The organism is Pseudomonas sp. Pseusp18 (assembly GCF_059506005.1).
The window spans coordinates 398911-423032 of sequence record NZ_CP169240.1 but is presented as its reverse complement, the minus strand read 5'-3'; the positions used below and the strand labels follow the sequence as shown (position 1 = coordinate 423032).

The window sequence follows — 24122 nt, the reverse complement described above, 5'->3', positions numbered from 1 at the left end:
AAATAACTACCACAAGACAACAGCAGGTAAGCGCGGATTTGTACCGGCCAACGTCAACGGGAACGGTTATACCTCCAAGGTAAGACCGTTCACGTACATTACAAAACGAGAGACGCCCACCTCAACGGCTGCGTATCTTCTCGACGATTGCAGTGGTCGAGCTGTTTTCCACCAACCCCAGTACTTTCACCGTCCCGCCGTAAGCGTTGACGATGTCCGCGCCAACCACTTGGTCGACCCCGTAATCACCGCCCTTGACCAGTACATCCGGTTTGACCGCACGCAGCAGGTTTTCCGGGGTGCCTTCAGAGAAACTGATCACCCAATCCACGGCGCCTAAACCCGCCAGTACCGCCATGCGACGGTCGACGCTGTTGATCGGCCGACCCGGCCCTTTCAAGCGGCTCACCGACGCATCGTCATTGACCGCCACGATAAGGCGATCACCTTGGGCGCGCGCCTGTTCGAGGTAAGTCACATGGCCGGCATGCAGGATGTCGAAGCAACCGTTGGTGAACACGATCTTCTCTTTGTGCGCTCGCGCGTCATCGACCGCCAGCAGCAACTGCTCGAGGCCCAGCACACCGCGCTCGGAGCCTTCCTCGCGCTGGATCGCGCGACGCAGTTCCGGTGCGCTGATGGCCGCGGTACCGAGCTTGCCGACCACGATGCCCGCCGCCAGATTAGCCAGGGCCACCGCATGGGGCAGCTCTTCGCCAGCGGCGATCGCCGCCGCCAGGGTAGAAATCACCGTGTCGCCGGCGCCGGTCACGTCGAACACTTCACGGGCACGGGCCGGCAGGTGCAGCGCCGGATGATCCGGACGCAGCAAGGTCATGCCGTGCTCGCCACGGGTTACCAGCAACGCACCGAGGTCGAGGTCGTGCATCAGCTGCGCGCCCTTGCTCACCAGTTCGTGCTCATCGGCGCAACCGCCGACGATGGTTTCGAACTCGCTGAGGTTCGGGGTGATCAGGCTCGCGCCACGGTAGATCGAGAAATCCTTGCCCTTGGGATCGGCCAACACCGGAATGCCACGGGCACGGGCGGCCTGGATCAGCACCTGATGGTTTTTCAGCGCGCCTTTACCGTAATCGGACAGCACCAGCACCTTGATGCCTTCGAGCAATTCGTCGACTTGCTCGCCCAGCGCCAGAGCGTCAGTTGCGAAAGGCTCTTCGAAGTCGATACGCAGCAATTGCTGGTGACGGCTCATGACCCGCAGCTTGACGATGGTCGGCTGGTGCGCAATGCGCTGGAACAACGCACGCACGCCGGCGCCCTTGAGGCTATTGACCAGGCTGTCGGCGGCTTCGTCGTCGCCAGTCACACCGACCAGCGAGGCCGGCGCACCGAGCGCGGCAATGTTCAAGGCAACGTTGGCGGCGCCGCCCGGGCGGTCCTCGATGTGCTCGACCTTGACGACCGGTACCGGCGCCTCAGGAGAGATCCGTGAGGTACCACCATGCCAGTAACGGTCGAGCATGACATCGCCGACCACCAAGACAGGGGCTTGATTGAATCGCGGCATGGACAACTTCATGGAGCAACCCACATACAAAATGAACAGGGGCGCGATATTAACACAGGGTTGGCGCTGGCTTGCGGGGCGCCTGCAAGCGGATGAATCGGCGGGGATTTCTGTTCATTTATTGAGCAGAAATTGCGATAAACGATGGCAAGCGCCCTCAAGTTGCAGCGCCTGGGTGTCGATCTCGCACTCCGCCGTCAGCGGTGCCTCATAAGGGCTGTCGATGCCGGTGAAGTTCGTGATCCGCCCTTGGCGGGCCGCTCGATACAGGCCTTTGGGGTCTCGTTGCGCACACACCGCCAAGGGCGTGCTCACATATACCTCGATGAAATCGCCCTCAGCGAACAACCGACGAGCGGCATCACGCTCAGCGCGAAACGGCGAGATCGCCGCCACAATCACAATCAAACCGGCGTCGACCATCAGCCGTGCCACCTCGGCCATGCGCCGGATGTTTTCCCGGCGACACTCGGCACTCATTCCCAAGTCACGACACAGGCCATTGCGCAAATTGTCGCCATCGAGCAGGAACGTGTGCAGCCCGTGCCGATTGAGTTGCAACTCCAGCGCATTGGCCAGGGTCGACTTGCCCGCGCCTGACAGGCCCGTCAACCAGAGGCAACGCGGGTGCTGGAATTTGATTGCGGCGCGGTCGCGGTTCGACAATGACAAATCGTAAGGCCTGATCTCCGGAACAGGTATCGACAGGGTCTCATTCATAACCGAGCATTTCGTAATCGCGCTGGTACACCCGTCGCACCAGCCGACGGGTACGCACCGAGCAGAAGTCGCGGGCGAGCATCGGACGCCGCTGTTGCGAGCCGTTGACGTGAGGTAACACCGCCCAGTGGCCCACCTGTTCGCAGACCAGGCGAAAATCTCGCTCCAGATGCTCCTGGTAGCCGATGAAGTCCAGGGCCAGATGCCCCAGGGAGTCGGTCAGAAAATCCGTTTGCGCGGCAAAATGCATTTGCCGGCGGATTGTCTCCGAATGCAGCCAGCGAGCGACGAAGTCATCAAAGTCGCGGTAGTGGCTGACCAGCTTCTGCGCCGCCTGGTCGCGCCGGCCCAACTCGTTGCCCCGCAAAAAAGCATAAGCCGAGTAGGCCCTTTCCAGCGGATCACGAACGAAGGCGAACTTGAAACTGGCGGCGAACTGCTCGGGAAATTGCTGCTCGTACCAGTACAACGGCAAGTGCCCGGGGCTCCAGCCATCGAACATCGCTGCACACACGCTGCTCCCGGCACACTTGGGAACATGAATGAATAGACAGGAACGCTGCTCGAAGGCCTGTGGGAAACTCAGGTTGGCCGACATCGACTTGTTGATCACCTGACGGTCCACGACCGACAGGCGTCCCAGCAGGAAAGCCCGCTGCGGCTTGGGCAAGAGCTTCCAGAGATAACGTTGCAGCATGGCAGTACCCGCGCGAAAGGGTTGGCCCCCTCGATTGAAGTCAAAGTTCGTTCAGGAACCTTAACAAGCGCGTTGCCGAGATTTATTCCGGTTTGGTCAAGAAGCGTAAAGGTCTGGATACAATCCACCGGACGCGTTGCACGTCGGTGAACGCAAGGGTGAGCAGGGCTCACCCTTGCATCGAGTCAGGCGATGTCTTCCGCCGGGGCGTCGAGCCCCATGGCGTTCAGGCGGGCGTAGTAGCCATTCTGCGCCAGAAGCTCGGCATGGGTGCCGCGCTCGACGATCCGGCCCTGATCCATGACCAGAATCAGGTCAGCCTTCTCGATGGTCGACAACCGGTGAGCGATGACCAGCGTCGTGCGACCTTTCATGACCTGATCCAGCGCAGCCTGAATATGCCGCTCGGATTCGGTATCGAGGGCCGAAGTGGCTTCGTCGAGAATCAGCAACGGTGCATTCTTCAGCAGAGCCCGGGCAATTGCCAGACGCTGACGCTGACCGCCGGACAGCAACACGCCGTTCTCGCCGACCTGGGTGTCCAGGCCTTCGGGCAACTGCGCAATGAAGTCCATCGCGTAGGCGTCTCTTGCCGCTTTCTCGATGTCTTCGCGGGGAGCCCCAGCCAGATCGCCATACGCAATGTTGTTGGCCACGGTGTCGCTGAACAGCGTCACATGCTGGGTCACTTGGGCGATGTGCCTGCGCAGGTTCAGCAGCTTGTACTGTTCCACTTCAACGCCATCGATCAGGATCTCGCCCTTGTCGTGGTGGTAGAAGCGCGGAATCAGGTTGGCCAATGTCGACTTGCCGCTGCCCGAACGCCCCACCAATGCCACCATTTGCCCCGGCTCGACCGAGAAACTGATGTCATCGAGTACCTGGCGATCGGTGCCCGGGTAAGTGAAGCTCAAGTGACGCACATCCAGACGACCGCTGACGGCATCGCGCTCGATGGTGCCGGTATCGACTTCAGGTTCGACGTCCAGTTGCTCGAAGATACTCTCGGCGCCGGCCACACCTTTCTGGATGGTCGAGCTGACTTCGGACAATTGGCGGATCGGCTTCGGCAGCAGGCCCGCCAGAGTAATGTAGGCCACCATGTCACCGGCGGACGCATCGCCGCGCAGGAACAACACCAGGAACATCAGCACCGCCATGGCGGTGTAGATCACCAGTTGCAGCAGCGGTGTATAGATGGCGCCGGTGCGAGTCATGCGCAGTTGCTTGTCGGTGTTGCCCTGGCTGGCATTGAAGAAACGCCTTTCTTCATAGACTTCGCCGCCGAAGCTGCGCACCACACGATAGCCCTGGATCGTTTCCGAGGCCACGTGCGTCACGTCGCCCATGGCGGCCTGGATCTTCTTGCTCTGTTTACGGAATTTCTTGCTGGCGGTGCGCACCATCAAGGCGATCAACGGCAGGATCGCGACCATGACCAGCGTCAAGCGCCAGTTCATGAACAGCAGCGAGGCGAACAGGAACATCACCGTCATGCCTTCACGAATTACGACCTTGATCGCATCTGTGGCCGCCCCCGTGACCATGGTCACGTTGAAGGTGATGCGCGAAATCAGATGACCCGAGTTATGCTTGTCGAAATAGCGGTTGGGCAGGACCAGCAGGTTGTTGAACAGCTGCACACGCAAGTCGTGGACCAGCCCGAGAGAAACCTTGGCCAGGAAGTAGTTGCCCAGATAAGATCCGAGCCCCTGCCACGCTGCAATCAGGATGATCAGCAGAGGCACGGCCTGCAGCAGCTGCAGGTCACGCAGGTACGGTACGGTTGGAAACAGCGCCGCTTCGGGGTTGGACAGGCCGTCGACGAAATACTTGAGGATGTACCCGAGCATTGGCTGAGTCGAAGCGAAAATCAGAAAACCGACAATGCTGATCAGGAACAGGCTGATGTACGGCCGGACATAGCTGAGCAGGCGGAAGTAGATTTTCAAGCTCGATGGGCTTGCGGAGAGACTGGAGTCGGTCATATCACGCGAATGTCGATAAAAAGGACGCTGACTTTAGCACAGCTTCTTCTGGGTTCTGGCAATCGCATAAAGGCTGTTATTGTTAAGCGTCATATTCAGCATCAAATAGCCATCACCCCGAATGGCCGATCAACTTCAGGATTGAATCTCTCAGCATGCAACTCAGTGGCTTCAACAACACATCCAATCGAGTCTTCGATTTCATTTGCCTCTGGATTCTTCCACTTGGCTACTTCTTGCTGCTGTGCGCGATGTTCTTTCTGCCTGGTCGCAGCCTGCATCACAAGCTTTTTTATGGGCTGTTCAGCATTCCATCGTTTATTGTCCTGTGCCTGCGCCCCCGCGAACTCAAAGAGTTGCTGCGCGAACCGATCTTCGTCGCGGCACTGTTGTTCGCCGCCTGGGCCTTGCTCAGCCTGAGCTGGGGGCCGCCGATGGAGCAAAGCGTCATCGGTCAGTTCAAACCCTCTTTACACACCCTGCTGTTGTTCGCTGGCTGCTACCTGCTGGTGCGCTACCGAAGCGAGATCATCCAGCCCCTGCTGTTCAGTGCCGCAATGGTCGGGCTGTTCGCGTCGGCCTACAACCTGTTCATGTTTACCCGCCTCTACGAGCCGGGCATGCGCCTGATCGGGAGCGGCGCATTCGACAACCCACTGCTCAGCTCCCACGTATTCGGTTTTTTTTGTACCTACTGGCTGAGCGTGAGCATGACCTGCAAGCGTCGCCAGATACTCTGGCTGAGCATCCCGGCGATGGCGATCATGTTCGCCGCGGTGATCGCCACCGGCTCCAGAACCCCGCTGGTTGCTTTGACAATGGCAGCGCTCTGGCTGAGTTTCATCATCTGGAGCCGCCGTTCTTTCGTATTGCTGGGCGCGCTGTTGATCATCGGCGCAGCGGTTGCCGTACTGTTTTCGCAGATGATCGTCGAGCGCGGCGACTCCTATCGCTTTGAAATCTGGCAGCTGGCCCTGCAAAAAATTGCCGAGCACCCATGGATCGGTCATGGCTACAACGCCACCCTGACTCTCGACCCCGGTATCGGCTACACCTTGCAGGAGCCTCATAGCTTCGCCTTGGGGGTGCTCTATTACGTTGGTATTTTCGGCTTGCTGCCGTGGCTGTTCTTCCAGGTCCGGGCCTTGCTGAATAGCTGGCGGTATCGCCTGCAACCGTTGTTCATCATCGCCTCGACCTGGCTGGTATTCGGCATCGGCGCCGGCCTGACCGAAGGCGGTGGCATCATCTCCCGGCCCAAGGAGCACTGGTTTCTGCTGTGGATTCCGCTGGCGCTGATCGCCGCATTAAGCATCAACCAGCGTGCCAGGCGCCTATTGGCAATGCCGATCAGAACCTTGACACCAGCCGCCCTGCAACAACTGACCGCCAATGCCCAAGTGATCGAAGAAGACGGGCTGGGACCAAAAGTCCTACGCCTGGTCGATGGCAGCTTTCTCAAGTTGTTCCGTCGCCGTCGCTGGTACACCTCGGGCAGCTTCAATCCCTATTCCGAACGGTTTGCCGCCAACAGCCAGCAATTGCGCAACATGGGTATCCCGACCCCGCAAATTCTGGACCTGTATCGACTCAAGGACGGTAGCAGTGCCGTGCACTATTCGCCGCTGCCAGGCAGCACTTTGCGTCAAGTTCTTCAAGGCATTACCGCGCCCGCGGTGCGTCAGGCACTGGTTGAGCGTTTCGGCAAGCTCCTGGCGCAACTGCATGAACAAGGTATCTATTTCCGCTCCCTGCACCTGGGCAACGTACTGGTCCTGGATGACGGTGAGTTCGGCCTGATCGATCTGGCAGACATGCGCATCTATCCGTCATCGCTGAGCCTGTCCCTGCGCAAGCGCAATCTGCGCCATATGCAGCGTTACACCGAAGATCGACGCTGGCTGTTCGAAGAACACTTTGATGCGCTACTTCAGGGCTACGCCGTGATGGCGTCGAAATCTGCCGTGGATAACCTGCACAGGCAAGTGCTAACCAGGAGTCATCCCGCCCAGGCTCATTAATGGTCGAAACCAACCCCTTCATTGCGCTGGCGGCCTATCTGCTGGCCATCGTGACCGCCGCCCTGTTGTTGCGCGCCGTTCCGAAAATCGCCCGACACCTCAGGCATGCCGGTGAGAGCCGCTTTGCCAGTATCGATGGGTTGCGCGGCTATCTGGCTTTCGGCGTGTTCGTGCACCACTCGATCATTACCTGGATCTTCCTGCGGACCGGTGTGATCGGATTTCCACCGAGCAATTTCTACTCCCAGCTGGGTCAGGGCAGCGTCGCGCTGTTTTTCATGATTACCGGTTTTCTGTTCTGGAACCGCTTACTCACCCAGGGGCGTCAACACGACTGGCTGGCCTTCGCCGTATCGCGACTGTTTCGTCTCTACCCGCTGTACTTGCCGCTGATGTCGATTGTGTTTGTCACCGTGTTCTATCTGCAGAACTGGGAACTCAAGGATCCGGCTACCCGACTGCTCGGCCAGACACTGGCGTGGCTGACCTTCGACCGACCGGACGTCAACCAATACCCGCAGACCGGCATGCTGATCTCCAACGTCACCTGGACCCTGGGCTACGAAGTGTTCTTCTATCTGGCGCTGCCGCTGGCTGCCATGGTGTTCATCTATCGCGGCAGCTGGTTGCGGGTGGGGTTGTGCCTAATCGGCATTTACGCACTGTACAAATTGGTCGGTTGGGAGCACTCGCTGAAAAATCACTTCCTGGTCAGTTTTCTCGGCGGAATAGGCGCCGCGTACTGGATTCGTCGGCCGTCTCTGGTGGCCTGGGGTCAGACCCGACTGGCGGGGATCATCGCCCTGATAGCGTTGGCGATTGCGTTTACAGCATTCAACCGCGCGTTCAACCTGATGCCGTTGCTGTTGCTCTCGCTGTTTTTTGTGATCGTGGCGTCTGGCAACACGCTGTCTGGTGCCCTCAAGCCGTGCAGCATCCGCTGGCTTGGAGAAATCAGCTACAGCGTCTATCTGCTGCACGGGTTCGTGCTCTGGGCGATAGTGCAGCGCCTGCCGTTGGTGTTGCAGCTGGATGCCCGGGAAGCCTGGATCTTCCTACCGTTGCTCGCCCTATGCAGCTGCCTGCTGATCATCATCAGCAGCCTGACATTCCTGTACATCGAGAAACCGGGCATCGATGCTGGCAAGAAAACCCTGCAGTGGCTGCGCCAGCACAGGGAAGGTCAGAAAAAACTCCCGCAGAAGGTCGCTCCACAACGTTGAGCAATCACCGGGGCTGTCACTGACGGGCATACGCAAGAAAGCCCTCGAAACGTGCGGCAAGCTGTAACTGCCACGACCGAAGGTGTACTCCGGGTATCGCAGCTTGAAACGCGCCCGCTTCGCGCGTTTTTCTCGATAGCGTTGTATCCAGCCCATGTCTCAGTCTTTTTCCAAGGGTGAGAAAAACAACCGCCCCAGCCCTCGCCAGGTCTTCTTGTTCCAGGCCTTGAACGGTATCTGCGCCAGCAGCTCCCGCGCCAGCTTGCGGTCACGATTGGAGGTTTTCAGGAACATTGAGCTGAGGAATTTGTAGCGCACCTCGTCGTACAGCGGATGATCGCTGAACAGCGCGTAGGAGCGCAGGATGTTGTCGATCATGAAGCGGTTATTCTTGTAGGAGTTGGTGGCGTGCTTGCGATAGCGTGCCATCAGCACATTCAGGCCATCAATGAAGTAACCGGCGCGGGTCACCTTCAACTCGATCAGCAAGTCCTCCAGCCGAATGTTCGGATCGAAACCGCCCACCTTGTCCAGAGCTTCGCGGCGGATCATCAGGGTCGGTGCCGGCGGATAGGGCTTGCGCTCCAGGAACATGTCATCGAAATCCAGACGACGGAACGGCACATCTCGACGCTGACGTTTCTCCGGATAGAGATTGCCGTCGGCGTCGATCAGTTCGATGTTGCCGGCGCAGATCCCGACCTCGGGCTTGCCATCCATATACGCCACCTGGGTGGCGATGCGCTCCGGCAACATGATGTCATCAGACCCGAACGGCGCGATCAAACTGCCCTTCGAGCGCGCAATGGCACCGTTGAGGGTGTTGGTCAGCCCCTGGTTCTGCTGGACCCGGAAATCGAAGCCGTGCTGCGCCTGCAAGACATTGATCCGCTCGACGCTGTCATCGCTGGAGCCATCATCGATGACCAGCAACTCGATATTTTTGTAGGTCTGGTTGAGGACGCTGAGAATGCTTTCCTCAATATAGCGAGCGTGGTTGTACGACGCGATGATGACCGTGACGAGAGGTTGCACGTCGCTCATGGTTGTTCCCTGCGGGCTTGGCTCAAGCCGGAGTCGATCAGGTTCAGGTACTCCTGGCGGAATACCTCGATGTCGTGTTGCTCCTGGAGATAGCGGTAGGCCTGCTCACCCTTGGCCTTGAGCTCGTCATCCGACAGCCCCAGGTAGTTATCCAGCGCAGCGACCAGCGTCGGTACGTCTGCCGGGGTAATTGCCAGACCGCCCGCGCCCTGAATCAGCGGCAACATGGCCGGCACGTTCGAGGCGATCACCGGCAGGTGCCCGCTCATGCCCTCGAGCAATGCCAGCCCCAGGCCTTCAGCCAAGGACGGCATGGTCCAGATGTCGAACGCCCGAACATACTGCAAGGCGTTTTCCTTGAAACCCAGCAAGTGGGCGCGACCGGTCAGCCCAAGGCGCTCGATCTCGGCGGCCAGGCGCGACTCTTCACGCCCCGCACCAATGATTGCCAGTTGGGTGTTCGGGTATTTGTCCTTGAGGGTGGCAAAGGCCTGCAGCAGATAGGTGTGGCCCTTGACCGGCACCAGTCGGCCCAATGCGCCGATCAAGCGCACCGAGGGATCGATGCCCAACAACTCGCGGGCACGCTCGCGGCGGTGCTGCAAACCTTCAGCCTGCTCGATGTCGATGGCGTTGGTGATTGCGTAGGTATTCTGGTCGGTAAAGCCGCAGTCGCAATCGAGCAGGTACTGTTTGACCGCTGGCGACACACCGACAAAGCGCCAATGGCGATCGATCAGGCGCTGGGTCTGGCGGCGCCGGTAAAACCGGTCGTACTCGCCAAAACCGTGGGAAATGCCGATGCACAGCGGTACTTTCAACCAACGGTTGAGCGCCAGCATCATGTTCACCGGTTTGAAGCGATTGCAAATCACCACGTCGAATTTTTCTGTGCGGCAGAACTTGTACAGCTGCCACATGGCGCGCAGGCGCATGCCCTTGAGGGACTTGTCGGAAAACTCGAAATATACCGAACGATCGGCGCGACTCACTGCCTCGCCAGGCCCTGGCTTGCCGCGCAGGAACGCCGCGGTCACTTCATAGCGATCACTCGGCAGGGCCTTGACGATCTGCTCCGCGAGGTCGGCAAAATCATGGGCTTTGACGTTGTAGTCAGGCTGCAACTGCAGAACCTTTGACCGTTGACTCATAACTCTCCCCGGTGAAAACCAGTCGCATCGATGACCCAGGCCGGCTCGGCGGCAAGGCGCCTGATCTCGGCTGGATCGGGTGGGGACAACCGTGACCACTCGTTGCGTTTCCAGCAGACAAAGTGGAAATACGGAAACCGACGATCGCCATCACGATCGTTACTCAAACAACCATCGCGCCAATACCAGCGATGCGGAAAATCATCCGTGCCGTCGTGCCACTTGATGCAACCGCCCGGGGTACTGAACGCCTCGGTGAATTCGCTGCGGCGACGCCACGGATTGAGCTTGCCCACCAGGGAGAACAGTGGCTCGGGGAAATTCTTGCGCCAGAGGAAGATCCGACTGAATGCGCCTTCATCCAGCGCGTGATGCGCCTGATCGGTAAAGCGTGTTTGCCAGTCCTTGATCTGCATGAACAACTCACGTTTGCGGGCAGTGTTGCGCATCAAACAGAGATGGCCTGCCACCCGCCGCTCGTGGGTGGAGAACAGGTCATAACTGGCCAACCGATCAGCGGTGAAATAACGTCGCAGATCACCAAATACCAGATCAATATCGCCGAACGCCCAGAAATCATAGCCTTGCAGGCGGTCGACATGGATATGCCCCAGGGCCGGCTTGATGTCGCAGAGCTTGTAAGACGCGTCCGGCACAAAGTCGATATTCAACCGCCGTGACACCAGCGCGCAGTACTCGCTGAAACTCATGGCTTCAACAGTCACGTTGGGCGGCAGGTTCTCGGGAGTGCCGCAATCACTGAACAGCAGCCAGTCGATATCGGCGTTGCGTCGGCAACTCTCGAGGAAAAACGGCATCCAGAACGGCCAATGACCGAAATACGGAATCAGGAACAGGATACGCGGGCATGGATTGATCACAGAAATACTCACTACTGCTTGGATACGCCGCCATGCTAGGGGCCGCGATACTTCATTTCTGCCTCACAGATGTTTCACCATGCTTCAGAACCCAGAACAACTCGTGCCGCCTGACCGCCTTGCGAAAGAACTCGTTCTCTCCATAGACGGGTGGCACTCTACTGGCCAGCAGCCACTGTATCAACCGCCGCAAACGTCGCTTGAACGGCATGGGCGGTTGCAGGTCGTGCATCATGCCCAACGCCATCGCTTTATCACGCTGACGCGCCAAAGGCATCGGCAGGCAACAGGGCTGCATCGCCGTTGCCGAATCGAACGTCGGCGGCAGGGCGATGCCATGACCCGCATCACCCATCGGCCAACGATCATTGTCATGCAGATGGTTGGCATAGCCAAGCACGGTGGTCGGCTGCCACTCCAGCCCGCTCAACGCTTCGAGAACCGCTGCCTGGGCACAGATGTGATCCGGGTGCGGGTCGAGGGTCGGGTGCGGCAATACGATCACTTGCGGACGCGCCCTCAGCAACAGTTCACGCAGATCGGCCAGCAAATTGTTCCAGGTCGGCGCGCCGTCGACATCGCCCGGCAGGGCAAATGGATTCAACTGACGAAACAACCGGGTGTCACTCAAATCCGCTTCGCGCGAACCCACCGGCGTGGCCGGCGCCGCCTGCATCGCCGCCAGTTGCAGGCAAAAATACCCCAACTGCACGCAATGGGCTTCAGGCACCCCGGCCCAGCGCGGTACAGCGATGCTATCCCAGGCCCGCAAACGGCCTTTGAGGCGAGCCGCCTCGATTGTGCTCAGACCCATCTGTCGATAATGTTCGGCTTCGATTTCACCGGCGGTCAGGGTGACGATCCAGGCTTCGTCAGCCTGGCTGTACAGACCGTAGGCGGCCAACTCTGCGTCGTCGGCATGGGGAGCAATCACCATCACTCGCTGACGGCGGTAGTCCGGTTGCTCGAACGCCCAGAGCACGGGCTCGCCGAGCAATCGGCAGAAACGCCCACGCAGACGCAACTCACCTTGCGACAACACGCTTGCCTGACCACTGAGATTGAGATAACGCAGCCCGTTTACACCGCGCTCGAAAGTTTGCCGGTCGGGATTATCGCCCCCCAGCAACTCGACCACCGGATCGATAAAGCGCCCCAGCCAAGTACTTTTCACCCTCAGCGCCAGTATCAGCGTGGCGTCATCGACCAGCATGACGCCCTCATCCAGCCGTAGCCGTTCACCGTCCAGATGAATCTTGGGTTGCGGGGTATACGGCGGGAAGCTGTATTGGTAATCGTCCTGGGGGGAATAAAACAGATGGTCCGCAAACCACGCCTCATGGGCGATCCAGCCCAGCACCGCAAGCACCAGCGGCAGCCACCAGGCCACCAGCCCGCCGATCGCGATCAGCAACATCAACGCAATCAACAGGCCGATGCGTTTGTTGCGCCGATGGCGCTTGAGCAGTTGCTGTTTGCGGCTCATGGGTTGGCTCATACCGTGAAGACCGGCACAGAATTGCACCAACGGTCCTTGTACTCACGGTCGGTTCGACCAAAGGAAAACCGCAGGGGCTTATCCAACGCACGAGCATGTTCCCAGGCGCTTTGGGTGTTGAGGAAGCTCAGCACGCTGCCGGGGCTGAATTCACGGGTCTCGGGATCGACACCACCGTTGACGTATTCGACGCTGATCCATTCCGGCGCCTCGACGCGGTACACCAGTTGAGTCGCTATCGGTGCGTCGTTGAGGAAAATCACCGAGCCGATCAGCAACTCGCGCAACAACTCGATCACCTCGCCCATGCGCTCGGCACCGGTGGCCGGAAAGCCCCAGCGACGCTGGAACAGGTCGCAATAGATCGCAGCCAGTTCACTGCTGGAAAACTCGGTAACCGGCCGCACCACGCCGCCCGCCTCTTCCAGCAGACGCAACTCGCGGCGCTGGTTGTAGCGAAACTTTTTCGACAATTCTTCAGGCGTGCGGGCCAGCGCCAGTTGTTCTGTCTGCAGCTTGATACCGGTAAAACGACCTTCGCTCAGCGCCGACAGGTAACGCCCCCGATGGCGCAGCGGTGCCTGGGCATCGGCGGCGGCCGGGAGGATCAGTTCGGCATTGCCGAGGTCGAACAGGCCCTTTTTACCTGTGCGCTTGAGCACGTCCTTGGACAGCGCCAGGTCGCGCCCCCAGGTTGGGATGGCGGCTTTCACTTCGCCGTCCTGCTCCCAAGCCAGGTAGCGCACCGGAATGTCGGCCAACTGTGCCAGACGTTCGACTACCAGGGGATGGGTCGCGACGCTGCCGCCAAAACGTTGCCAGGTTTGTGCATAAGTCGAGGCGTCGACCTGCGCCCAGCCACGCTCACGCCAGCCTTGAAGTCGGTTGAGCATTAGCCCCTCGGTGCCAGTTCGGTGACGTGCGGCAAATGCCAGAAAGCATCGCGCACCGCGCGATCGGAGAAGCGCTCACGCAAGCGGTCGAACATTAGCTCGGCGCACTGGCGGCGTTGCTGCTCATCCATCGCGGCCAGATGTTGCAGCCCCTGAGCCAGGTGTCCGGCATCCCCCAGCGGAAACAGAATGCCCACGCCTTCGACCACTTCCCGGGCACCGCCGCTCGCGGTGGCGAGCAGCGGCACACCGGCGGCCATGGCCTCCAGCAATACCATGCCGAACGGTTCGTGATCGGAACTCAAGGCAAACACATCGAAAGCGCGGAAGTAGCGACGCGCCTCGGGCACCTGGCCGAGGAACAGCACGCGATCGCCGATACCCAGTTCACGCGCCAGGTCCTTGAGGTTCTGCTCCAGCCGACCGCTGCCCAGAATCACCAACTGACTGTTGGCCGGCAACCCCGGCAATGCCGTGGCAAAACCATGCAGCAGCGTATTCTGATCCTTGTCCGGATGCAGGCGCCCAACGTTGCCGACAATCCAGGCATCCATCGACAGACCGAGGGTTTCCCGGGCCTCGCGAACCGATAACTGACTGGCCTGCAACGCCTGCACATCAATCCGGTTATAGAGCGTCTGAATCCGCGCCTGCGGCCATTTCGGCAAGCAACGGCGCATGTCGTCACGCACCGCATCGGAAACCCCGAGCAGGCTCAGGCGCTTGCGGAAAATATGCGCGAACAGTTTGCGTGTGCTGCGCTGGTAATCGCCAAACGCGTGATGCACGCCAATGACCGGCAACGAAGTACCGAGCAAGGCGATGTAGATCGGTTTGAAACGGTGAGCAATACAGAAACTGAAATTGCGCGAGGCGGCGATCTTGCGCAGATCGCCGATGGCGCCCAGCTTCAGGCCACGAATGGCCTTGGAGCTGTATTCCATGAACAGCACTTCGTCGGACGCGCAGCTCGCGGCGACTTGGCTATCTGCAGCCCCGGTCAGAAACACCGTGGTCACGCGATAACCGGTCCCCGCGAACAGGCTGGCGTACTGCCGGGCGCAGTCCAGAAACGGCCCGTCATAGCCGTGACAGAACTGCAGCACATGGCGTTCAGCCGAGCGAGTCATAAGCGTCCGCGCCTTCTTTGACCACCAGAATGTCTTCCATGATCAGGTACTGCAGGTCGGAACCAAAGAACATATTCAAGGCATCGGTCGGCGAGCAGATCATCGGCTCGCCACGACGGTTGAGCGAAGTGTTCAGCGACACACCGTTGCCGGTCAGCACTTCCAGCGCCTTCATCATGTCGTAGTAGCGCGGGTTGTATTCGCGCTTGAGCACCTGGGCCCGGGATGTGCCGTCTTCGTGGACGACTTCCGGTACGCGGGTTTTCCACTCTTCAGCCACTTCGAAGGTGAAGGTCATGAACGGTGCCGGGTGATCGATCTTGATCATTTGCGGCGCAACGGTGTCGAGCATCGACGGGCAGAAAGGCCTCCAGCGCTCGCGGAACTTGATCTGATGGTTGATACGGTCCGCCACACCGGCCACGCTCGGGCAGCCAATGATCGAACGGCCGCCCAAGGCACGCGGACCGAACTCCATGCGGCCCTGGAACCAGGCCACCGGGTTGCCATCGACCATGATTTTGGCGATCTGCTCCGGCATATTGTCGAGCTTGCGCCACTTTGGCTTGTCGGCGTGACGGGCGCAGGCCGCGATCACGTCTTCGTTGCTGTAGGACGGGCCGAGGTAGACGTGCTCCATCTTCTCGACCGGTACACCACGAGCATGAGACACGTAAGCCGCCGCACCCACCGCGGTACCGGCATCGCCGGACGCAGGCTGGACGAACAATTCTTTGATGTCGTCGCGGGCGATGATTTTCTGGTTCAGCTTGACGTTCAACGCACAACCACCGGCGAAGGCCAGCTTGCCGGTTTCCTTGAGCACATCGCCCAGGTAATGGTCGATCATCTGCAACGCCAGTTTCTCGAACAGCGCTTGCATGCTGGCGGCGTAGTGGATGTACGGCTCGTCGGCGATATCGCCTTCGCGCTTCGGCCCCAGCCACTCGATCAGCTTCGGTGAGAAGTAGAAACCCTTGCCCTTCTCTTTATAACGACGCAGGCCGATGACGTTGGCGTAGTCGGTATTGATCACCAGTTCGCCGTTCTCGAACGAGGCCAGACGGGAAAAATCGTATTTGCTGGCGTCGCCGTACGGCGCCATGCCCATGACCTTGAACTCACCGTCGAGCATTTCGAAGCCGAGGAACTCGGTGATCGCGCCGTACAGGCCGCCGAGGGAGTCCGGATCGAAAAATTCCTTGATCTTGTGGATCTTGCCGTTTTCGCCATAACCGAAGAAAGTCGTGGCGTATTCGCCCTTGCCGTCGATCCCCAGGATCGCGGTTTTCTCTTTGAAACCGGAGCAGTGGTAGGCGCTGGAGGCGTGGGCCAAGTGGTGCTCGACCGGCTCGATCTTGATCTTTTTCGGATCGAAACCCAATTGCTCGAGGCACCAGACAATCTTGTTGCGATAGCGCTTGTAGCGACGGTTACCCATCAGGATCGCATCGAGGGCGCGGTCCGGGGCGTACCAGTAGCGCTTGGCGTAGTGCCAGCGAGCCTTGCCGAACAGGCTGATCGGTGCGAATGGAATCGCCACCACGTCAACGTCGGATGGCTTGATGCCAGCCTGCTCGAGGCAGAATTTCGCCGATTCGTAAGGCATGCGGTTCTTTGCATGTTTATCACGCACGAAACGCTCTTCTTCAGCCGCCGCGACCAGCTTGCCGTCGATGTACAAGGCTGCGGAAGGATCATGGCTAAGGGCGCCGGACAGGCCAAGAATCGTCAATGCCACAGGGGTCTAGCCTCTTTAGTCTGCATGCAGGCGCAACGCGCCTCAAAAATTAATGTGCCCTCGCAAGGGGCGAGAGACAGCTAAAGGGCGGGATTATAGCTTAAAAGCGGCGGCAAGCCTCTAGCGGGAAGTGGCAAGCCGGCGCGTTGACAGATGAAGGAGCTCGACATAGACTCCTGCGCAAATGGACTGGGGGATCCCGGTCGGCGTTGTGGCCTCGGTGAGTTTCACCGGGGCTTTTCGCTTTCTGAGAGAGGGAAAATCTTTAGACCCCAGTTCTCGAAACCCTCCCCCACATTATTACGCCCACCACTGCAGTAGAACTTGCGCTTGAGTACGTCAAAGGCACGATTCTCTTGCCCTGACCGCAAAACGCTCATACCAATGGGTCTTGCAACAAGATCCGCTAGCTGTAAGCCCGTAGAATTCACTTGCTTGGTTGCAAAGACGATATCGAACGGCAACTGAATGCCTAATCGGTTCGCGCCATCGCACATGCGACGGAACTCGAGTTCAAGCTCGTTATCCTCCCGCTTCCCTCGACGCTCGAATATCACATGAGTTAAAACGCTCTGTTGATTTTTTTCCTGTAAATACTCATAAAGCGTTTCCAGGCAGAAGCCGAGTGCGACGTGATAAGGATTGTGGACAGGACCTTGTTTTTCACGAAGGGCAGCTTTGTCGATAACACAGCTGATCAGGACGAAATTGCTGGCTTCAATGATGCCCGTCAGCTCGTCGAGAAAAGCATGTTTGTGTTGCCTCGACGTGAATAGACTAGAGAACGCGCCCTTTTCTTTTCGAATTTCCAATTCATGCAGACCGATCAGGTCGTGCCCCATATGATTGAATTTAAACTTCTGAAGGGCAGGAATAGCCCTCTCGCAATAATGCCTTTTATGAAACACACAAAATGCCAGCACAAACATTGGATAGTTTGGATCTAATGTTCGCATCCCATGATCGCCGCTCTCATCCACATAGATTATGAAATCGCTGTACCTCCCGAACGGAGGTGAAAGCTTTTTCGCTTCAACATTAGTTGAGGCTTCGTTTTCGTTCTCAAAAAGAAAAAACTGTTGAGAGGGCAAGATCGGGGTCGCCACGAGCTATTTACCCTTTGTTTTTCGAACCAGGTGCGTTAGATGTAGCACTGACACGTCGGAATACAAAAGAATTACCCGCGACCCGACCGCCAGTAAATCCTGATATTTCCGTCGGCAGCCTGCCGGTAAATCGTATAGGGCAAGAAAACCGTGTCGAATACACCCGAAAGGGTCAAATCCAGCAATACGAACGGCACCAGAATACCCGTGGGATCGGGCGGCGCGTGCAAGAGGCAAAAGTCGTGCGCCATACCGCTGTAGATGCGAGGAATGGACTGACAGTAGGTCTTTTGCTTTCTGAGGCCTCGGGCGGCCTCTTCGTCATCCTGCAGCACCGTGACAGCGGTCCCGCAGCCAGACAGCGTCAGTGAAAAAGAGCTCAACATCACAGCCATTTTTATCGTCAAAATCTGCCCTCCGAGAACGTCAGGCAAACTAGCATCGTGGCTATTCAGGGCACAGTTCATGGGCTCTGCAGATCATGTAGGACAATTCACAAGAACTTGTCCGCCAGATCTCGGGAGACTGATCTGGCGCCATCGCGGGCAAGCCCGCGATGGGGTCGAAGACCCGCTTCAAGTAGCGCTAGAAATATCTTTGGGCAGACGCTGATCAATCACTTGGTACAGCGCACTGCTCTCGGGCCAGTTGCGCATGAACCGCGCCCGATCCCGCGCATATGCGGGGGCAAAGCTGCTGAGCGAACCATGCTGACACATCGAATCCAGGTCGATCAGCGCCCAGCGATCCTGTTGCCAGAACAGGTTATGGCCCTTGAAATCGCCATGACTGATCCGCTCGCCAATCAGTTCGGCGAACAGGTAATCCAGAGCCTGCAGCTCAGCCTCTGGCGCATCCCCGCTCTCAACGTACGGTGCAAAGCGCTCGATGATGTCCGGCCCCGGCAAATACTCGGTCACCAGGTACGCCCGGCTGCGCAGCCAGAGAAAACGCTTCTCCAGCAACGCCAATGGTTTTGGCGTGGCAATACCGAGGAACGCCAGGCGATTGCCTTCGCGCCATGAATGCCAGGCGCGGCTCGGGCGCCAGAAACGCTTGAGCCAGTGGGTAAAGCCCTTGATGTTGTAACGCTTGACCACCAATGTGCGCCCAGCCACCTCGACCTTGCCGACGCTCGCCGCGCCGCCGGTCTTGTACAGATGCCCCTGATCGAGCAAGGCATCGGCCTGTGCCAGCACCGGCAGCATCGCTGCCTCTTCCTCACGGCGAATCGCCCGCAAGCCGAACGCACCACGCTGGACGCTGAACAGCGTGCATTCGCGGCCGACCTTGATCAGAAAGTCCTTCAAACGCCAGCGACGGACCTTGTCGATCTGTTTTTGCAACGCCTCCATCGGCAACGCGTGTTCGCCGTTACTCAGCAGGTAATACACCAACAACTCTTCGGTGAAGGGTTCCAGCGCTTTGGGCAACTGGGCGAAAAACACCCCGAGGTTCTCCAGGACTTTCTGTTGCGACAGCGGCTTGCCCGCCGTTTCGACACAGATCCCGGCGCCATCGATCAAATACAACTGACCGCCATGGCGCAGCAGATTGTCCAGGTGCAGGTCTTCCTGCCACAGGCCTTTGCTGTGCAGCTGGCCGATGGCGCCCAACGCCTCGGCCAGCACCGCGGATTGTTCATCCGCCAATGCGGGCAAGTGTTCGACCTGCTTCCAGGCATCCCCCAGGCTCTCGGCGCCCTCCAGGAAATCGAACAACAGCCAACCGCCCTCGCCGTCCTTGAGGCCGTCGGCCAATAACAACGGCGTGGTCAGCCCCTGAGCGGCAAGCAAACGCACGCCATCCAGTTCACGTTGAAAATGCCGCGCCGCCTTGCCACCAACCAACAACTTGGCCAGCACCGGCCGGCCGCGCCAGACGCCAGCCCCCACATAACGCTGTCCCGGCAACACCCGCAACAGACTCAGCAGCTGCAACTCGGCAGGCCCCGCGGCATCGGCCAGTGGAATGCTCAGCGGCAGGCTCGGACTGCGACCGGCGTTTTTCAGTTCGGACAAACGCATCAACGCGTCTCCTTGTTACTGCGCCGCGCACTCAGGCGCGATACCCAACGGTCCACCCGCGAACTGCTCAGCGGCTGATCCAGATAAACCGCCAACAACTCGCGCAGCTGACTGTCGCTCCACTCCGGCGCCCGACGCAGCAACGGCTCCAGATCCTTGACCCGATCACGCTTGCCGAAAAACAGCGGCCGGGTTTTTTCCAGGTCGATCAACTGAGCCAGATAGCCGTCACCGGTAGCCTGAAGAAAAATGTGCTTGGGGTAGAAGCAACCGTGGACCTGGCGCCTGCCGTGCAGGCGTCGCGCCAGTTGCCCACAGGCCTTGAGAATGGCCGAGTGCTGTATCTCGCTCAGCTCCGACCAGCGCTGCAACAGCGAATCCAGATCATCCCAACCGTCCAGCGCGTGAGTCAGCAGAATCGCCCGAACTTCGCCGTCGACCTTGCGCTCACCAAAAAACGCCGCCTGCAGCGCCGGAATCCCCAGTGTCCGATAACGACTGATGTTACGAAATTCACGGGCAAAGCTCGGCTCGCCAAAGGGCGAATGCCGGGAGCGCGTCAGGTAGTTGCTCTGGCGCTTGAGGTAGTAGCCATGACCGTCCAGATCCAGCCGAAACACACTGCTCCAGCCACCACGGCCGGTGTTGGGCTCATCCACCGCGTCGAGCTGTTTGACCCAAAGTGCGTCGAAGGTGCCGAGACCATGACGCTCGAACAGCGCACGGTCTTCAGCAGCCAGAAAATCAGTCATTCGCGTCCCTCAAAAAATCTCACCACGTGCCGAATGCGTTTCTTGTCCGCGGCATCGAGCCGGGCGCATTGGCGGTATTGCAGGTAAAAGCGCAGGCGCTGGGTGGCCGACAGGTGATACTTGGCGACCTTGTCGAGGCAGGCCAGGTCTTTGGTGATGCGGTATTTGAGCCAGAAGCCGCGCCAGAAATCGCCATTGGGGCAATCGATCAGGAACAGCCGGGCCTCATCGTCGACCAACAGGTTGCGCCACTTCAAATCATTATGAGTGAAACGGTTGTCGTGCATGGTCCGGGTGTAACCGGCCAATTGGCGACTGACGGTATCAACCCAGGCGCGGTCCGCCAGTTTCGGATCATGCCGATTAGCCAGGACCGACAAGTCTTCGGTATGCGGCAGTTCGCGAGTGATCATTGCCCCACGAGCGTATGTCACACCGTGCCGCTCCAACCCCCAGGCCACAACCTCTGCGGTGGGAATGCCCCACTTGGCGAAACGCTTGAGGTTCTGCCATTCGGCCTTGACCCGAGGCTTTCCCAGGTAGCGCCGCAGGCCTTTGCCGGCACTGACGTAGCGTTTTACGTAATAGTTGACGCCTTTGCGCTGGACGCGAATAACTTCAGACAGCGGATCATGGGTCAGTTGCTCGCCCTCGAGGGCAAACACCGCATCAAGACTGCCGAAATCTTCTGCCAGATCGCTGTAAGCCGGCTCCAGTGTCCAACCCGACATCAGAGCGCATCCCCGTAGCGCTGTTTACGCTCATAGAGCTTGTTGGCCTTGCCTTCGAGCCACGCCAGTAACCCGGCTTCTTCTACCAGAATCTGGCGCAGAGGCTGCTGAAAGTACCCTTTGAGGAAACGCAGCTTGTCACGACGGGTCAGGCCGATCTCCAGCGCTGAAAAATATAGCGCTGCCAGGTCCTTGTTGCGCCAGCGCCGGGTAATCGCCGGGCGGGCCTGGGCGCGGTGCAGGTCGATCACCGACAACTTGAGGTCATCGCAGGTCACCGGCTTATCGGTGTGCAGCAGGAAGTGGCAGATGTAGCAGTCGCGATGGTTAACCCCGGCGCGGTGCATCATGCCGGTCATGCGCGCGACTTCGGCGATCAGGGCGCGCTTGAGCTTTGGCTCCGGCGGGTGCTTGACCCAGTCGATGCTGAAATCTTCAAGGCTGACGGTGGGCGCCAATTCTTCAGTGACGATGAACGAATGCTGATCCGCCGGGTTGCTGCCCTTTTCGCCATAAGCGACGGCAGTCATGGTCGGCACGCCGACTTCTTGCAGGCGTTCAATGGCCTTCCACTCCTGGCCCGCGCCCAGCACCGGCAGCTTGGCGGTCAGCAGGTTCTTGAAAATCTCACTCCAGCCGATGCCCCGGTGGATCTTCACGAAGTACCCGTGGCCGTCCACTTCAGTTCGCAGTGTCCGGCGCGCTTCGAGCTCGCGGTACACCTCGCCCTTGAGGCCCTCGACTTCGGCGAACGGGTCGCGTCCGGCCCAGAGGCTCTTGAACGGTTCAGCCAGCATCAACTTCATTAAGCGTGCTCCGCCAGAATCACATCGGCCGCGTGCTGCGGCATGCTGTAGAGGTCGGCCGTCTCGGCGAAGGCCAGACCGTTGCGGCTCCAGGCCGCCCGTGCATCAGTGTCGTTCAACATGCCGGTCAGGTACTGAGTCAGTTGCGCCTGATCGAAGGGTTCGTCCAGCACCAGACCCGCGTCGGCCTCGGCGATGTAATGGGCATAACCGCACACTGCGCTCACCAGCACCGGCAAACCGGCTACCAGGGCTTCAAGCAATACCGTCCCGGTGTTTTCGTTGTACGCCGGGTGGATCAGCAGATCGGCACCGAGCAGGAAGCGCGGGATATCGCTGCGCCCCTTGAGGAATTGCACGTTGTCGCCGAGCCCCAATGTGGCGCTCTGCAATTGGAATACTTTGGGGTCGTCCTGGCCAATTACAAACAGCCGGGTGCGTTTTTTCAGCTCGGTTGGCAGCGCGGCCAGTGCCTTGAGGCTACGGTCCACGCCTTTGGTCTTGAACCCGGAACCGATCTGTACCAGCAGCAGCTCATCGTCCTTCAGGTTGAATTCGGCGCGGAACCCGGCGCGAATTTCATCCGCGTTCACGGGGCGACGACGGTCCTGGGCAATGCCCGGTGGCAGCAAATGGAAGCGCGCCAGCGGTGTGTCGTAATGCTTGATGAACAGCGGCTGCTGGACTTCGGAAATCATCAGCACTTCGGTCTTGGCATCTTTGGCGAACACTGCGCGTTCGTACTCGGCGAAGTGCCGGTAGCGGCCCCAGCGACGGTACAGCGAGTTGCGCAGGTTTTGCGCCTTGTCTTCGAAGCAGCCGTCGGCGGCGTAGTAAACGTCCAGGCCCGGCATTTTATTGAAACCGATCAAGCGATCCACCGGGCGCTTGGCCAGATCGGCCTCCATCCATTCGGTGAGTTTCTCGTTGCGCCGATGATTGAAGAACGCCTTGACCGGCGCCACCAACACTTCGAAGCCCGGAGGGATGTCGCCCTCCCAGATCAACGTGTAGACACGGATTTGATGGCCGCGCTGCTGGCATTCAAGGGCGATGCGCATGAAGTCACGCTGCAAGCCGCCAAACGGAAAGTACTTGTACAGGACAAATGCCAATTGCATCAACGCAGCTCCTCAGCCAGTAACAACGTGCTCAGTCGGCTCGCGACACGCTCGGGATTCAGACGCGTGAAGCACAGGGGCCACTCGCGTTTCAGGTCGAACCGACGGGTATCGTCGGCCGTCGGTTGATAGGTGCATTTTTTTTGCAGGCACGGTGCGCAAGGGAAGTCGCTGGCCATGTGAATCTGCGATTTGCCGTAGGCGCCGGTCAGGCCCGGATTGGTCGGGCCGAACAGTGACAGGGTCGGCACGTCCAGCGCCGCGGCCAGGTGACCGAGACCGGTGTCCACCGCCACGCACGCTTGCGCGCCGGCCAGGACTTTGCCGACACCCGCCAGGTTCAGCTTGGGCAGCACTTCGACGTGTTTCATGTCTTTGGCGATGCGCTCGGCGCGGGCCTTTTCGACCGGGTTGCCCCACGGCAGCTTCACCGCCACGCCGAGATACCCCACCCGCTCGGCCAGCTCGCGCCAATAGGCTTCGGGCCAGTGCTTGGTGTCCCAGGTGGTGCCGTGGAGAAACACCACGTACGGATTCTTGCGCGGCAATTCCACCAGCCGCTCGACGTTCAGGCCGTAATCACCCAGGCCTTTGGGCAGGTCGTAACCCAGGGCCAACGCGAACAGCTGACGCACTCGTTCAACCGCGTGCTGCCCACGGGCCACGGCCAGACGTCGGGAATAGAAGCGCGCGGCGATCGGTTCGCGGGCCGAATTCTTGTCCAGCCCGGCCACCGGTGCTTTGGCATAGCGAGTCAGCAACGCACTTTTCAGCAGGCCCTGAGCATCGATCACCAAGTCGTATTTGGTCGCGCGAACGCTTTGCTTGAAGCGCTTCCACTCGCCACTCTTGATGGTCTGCCAGATGTTCTTGCGCCAGCGACGGATCGCCACCGGAATCACCTTGCCCACGGCCGGGTGCCAGGTCGGGATCTCGGCGAAACCTTCTTCCACCACCCAGTCGAACTTGATGCCGGGGATCGCCCGCGCCGCATCGGTCAACGCTGGCAACGCGTGAATCACGTCGCCCAGCGAAGAAGTCTTGATCAACAGTACCCGCAA

21 protein-coding genes are annotated in these 24122 nt (G+C 59.3%); 2 read left to right on the top strand and 19 right to left on the bottom strand.

Annotation, left to right across the window (positions count from 1 at the left end; all coding sequences use genetic code 11):
- Positions 1-121 precede the first annotated feature (121 nt).
- From hldE to msbA, 4 genes are all read right to left on the bottom strand, one after another.
- On the bottom strand, positions 122-1543 hold the full coding sequence (gene hldE / locus ACEN9A_RS01775) for a bifunctional D-glycero-beta-D-manno-heptose-7-phosphate kinase/D-glycero-beta-D-manno-heptose 1-phosphate adenylyltransferase HldE (protein WP_026286608.1): 1422 nt from the start codon (positions 1541-1543) through the stop codon (positions 122-124).
- Between the two features lie 102 nt (positions 1544-1645).
- Entirely contained in the window at positions 1646-2251 is a 606-nt protein-coding gene (cysC, locus tag ACEN9A_RS01770; RefSeq protein WP_258672157.1) for an adenylyl-sulfate kinase, read from the bottom strand.
- A complete protein-coding gene (locus ACEN9A_RS01765) occupies positions 2244-2948 on the bottom strand; it encodes a sulfotransferase family 2 domain-containing protein (protein ID WP_019650723.1) in 705 nt (234 codons plus the stop codon). Before ACEN9A_RS01765 ends, cysC begins: the two co-directional genes overlap by 8 nt.
- A 185-nt stretch (positions 2949-3133) precedes the next feature.
- Positions 3134-4936 carry a lipid A export permease/ATP-binding protein MsbA gene (msbA, locus tag ACEN9A_RS01760; protein ID WP_019650724.1) on the bottom strand — a complete coding sequence of 601 codons (1803 nt, stop codon included), beginning with the start codon at positions 4934-4936 and terminating at the stop codon, positions 3134-3136.
- Positions 4937-5091: 155 nt separating this feature from the next.
- Here msbA and ACEN9A_RS01755 point away from each other — a divergent pair, with 155 nt between their 5' ends.
- Positions 5092-6957 carry a bifunctional O-antigen ligase/aminoglycoside phosphotransferase family protein gene (locus ACEN9A_RS01755; RefSeq protein ID WP_258672156.1) on the top strand — a complete coding sequence of 622 codons (1866 nt, stop codon included), beginning with the start codon at positions 5092-5094 and terminating at the stop codon, positions 6955-6957.
- Complete coding sequence (locus ACEN9A_RS01750) at positions 6957-8180, top strand: acyltransferase family protein (protein ID WP_258672155.1); 1224 nt, start codon at positions 6957-6959, stop codon at positions 8178-8180. Before ACEN9A_RS01755 ends, ACEN9A_RS01750 begins: the two co-directional genes overlap by 1 nt.
- Before the next feature lie 159 nt (positions 8181-8339).
- Here the strand turns inward: ACEN9A_RS01750 and ACEN9A_RS01745 are convergent, their stop codons facing one another.
- The 15 genes from ACEN9A_RS01745 to waaC form a co-directional block, all read right to left on the bottom strand.
- Positions 8340-9224 carry a glycosyltransferase gene (locus ACEN9A_RS01745; protein WP_258672154.1) on the bottom strand — a complete coding sequence of 295 codons (885 nt, stop codon included), beginning with the start codon at positions 9222-9224 and terminating at the stop codon, positions 8340-8342.
- Entirely contained in the window at positions 9221-10375 is a 1155-nt protein-coding gene (locus tag ACEN9A_RS01740) for a glycosyltransferase family 4 protein (protein ID WP_258672152.1), read from the bottom strand. Before ACEN9A_RS01740 ends, ACEN9A_RS01745 begins: the two co-directional genes overlap by 4 nt.
- Entirely contained in the window at positions 10372-11256 is an 885-nt protein-coding gene (locus ACEN9A_RS01735; RefSeq protein WP_258672150.1) for a DUF6625 family protein, read from the bottom strand. The genes ACEN9A_RS01740 and ACEN9A_RS01735 overlap by 4 nt, the downstream gene beginning before the upstream one ends.
- Before the next feature lie 52 nt (positions 11257-11308).
- Positions 11309-12742 carry a PIG-L deacetylase family protein gene (locus tag ACEN9A_RS01730; RefSeq protein ID WP_258672149.1) on the bottom strand — a complete coding sequence of 478 codons (1434 nt, stop codon included), beginning with the start codon at positions 12740-12742 and terminating at the stop codon, positions 11309-11311.
- Between the two features lie 8 nt (positions 12743-12750).
- Positions 12751-13647, bottom strand: coding sequence for an antimicrobial resistance protein Mig-14 (locus ACEN9A_RS01725; protein WP_019650731.1), 897 nt, complete (start codon positions 13645-13647; stop codon positions 12751-12753).
- Positions 13647-14777: a glycosyltransferase gene (locus tag ACEN9A_RS01720; protein ID WP_019650732.1), complete on the bottom strand. Its 1131-nt coding sequence runs from the start codon at positions 14775-14777 to the stop codon at positions 13647-13649. Before ACEN9A_RS01720 ends, ACEN9A_RS01725 begins: the two co-directional genes overlap by 1 nt.
- Positions 14761-16518 carry a carbamoyltransferase family protein gene (locus tag ACEN9A_RS01715; protein WP_018928552.1) on the bottom strand — a complete coding sequence of 586 codons (1758 nt, stop codon included), beginning with the start codon at positions 16516-16518 and terminating at the stop codon, positions 14761-14763. Before ACEN9A_RS01715 ends, ACEN9A_RS01720 begins: the two co-directional genes overlap by 17 nt.
- Before the next feature lie 227 nt (positions 16519-16745).
- On the bottom strand, positions 16746-17624 hold the full coding sequence (locus tag ACEN9A_RS01710; protein ID WP_258672147.1) for a DUF3800 domain-containing protein: 879 nt from the start codon (positions 17622-17624) through the stop codon (positions 16746-16748).
- A 71-nt stretch (positions 17625-17695) separates the two neighbouring features.
- Positions 17696-18031 carry a YceK/YidQ family lipoprotein gene (locus ACEN9A_RS01705; protein ID WP_258674130.1) on the bottom strand — a complete coding sequence of 112 codons (336 nt, stop codon included), beginning with the start codon at positions 18029-18031 and terminating at the stop codon, positions 17696-17698.
- Between the two features lie 168 nt (positions 18032-18199).
- The gene (locus ACEN9A_RS01700) at positions 18200-19651 is read right to left on the bottom strand and encodes a lipopolysaccharide kinase InaA family protein (protein WP_258672146.1); all 1452 of its coding nucleotides are present in this window, start codon (positions 19649-19651) and stop codon (positions 18200-18202) included.
- Positions 19651-20403 carry a lipopolysaccharide kinase InaA family protein gene (locus ACEN9A_RS01695; RefSeq protein ID WP_258672144.1) on the bottom strand — a complete coding sequence of 251 codons (753 nt, stop codon included), beginning with the start codon at positions 20401-20403 and terminating at the stop codon, positions 19651-19653. The genes ACEN9A_RS01700 and ACEN9A_RS01695 overlap by 1 nt, the downstream gene beginning before the upstream one ends.
- A complete protein-coding gene (locus ACEN9A_RS01690) occupies positions 20400-21134 on the bottom strand; it encodes a lipopolysaccharide kinase InaA family protein (RefSeq protein ID WP_018928556.1) in 735 nt (244 codons plus the stop codon). Before ACEN9A_RS01690 ends, ACEN9A_RS01695 begins: the two co-directional genes overlap by 4 nt.
- Positions 21134-21940, bottom strand: coding sequence for a lipopolysaccharide core heptose(I) kinase RfaP (rfaP, locus tag ACEN9A_RS01685; RefSeq protein ID WP_258672143.1), 807 nt, complete (start codon positions 21938-21940; stop codon positions 21134-21136). The genes ACEN9A_RS01690 and rfaP overlap by 1 nt, the downstream gene beginning before the upstream one ends.
- Complete coding sequence (locus ACEN9A_RS01680) at positions 21940-23061, bottom strand: glycosyltransferase family 4 protein (RefSeq protein WP_258672142.1); 1122 nt, start codon at positions 23059-23061, stop codon at positions 21940-21942. The genes rfaP and ACEN9A_RS01680 overlap by 1 nt, the downstream gene beginning before the upstream one ends.
- Positions 23061-24122 (bottom strand): lipopolysaccharide heptosyltransferase I, encoded by a 1062-nt coding sequence (waaC, locus tag ACEN9A_RS01675; RefSeq protein WP_258672141.1) that lies wholly within the window; start codon positions 24120-24122, stop codon positions 23061-23063. The genes ACEN9A_RS01680 and waaC overlap by 1 nt, the downstream gene beginning before the upstream one ends.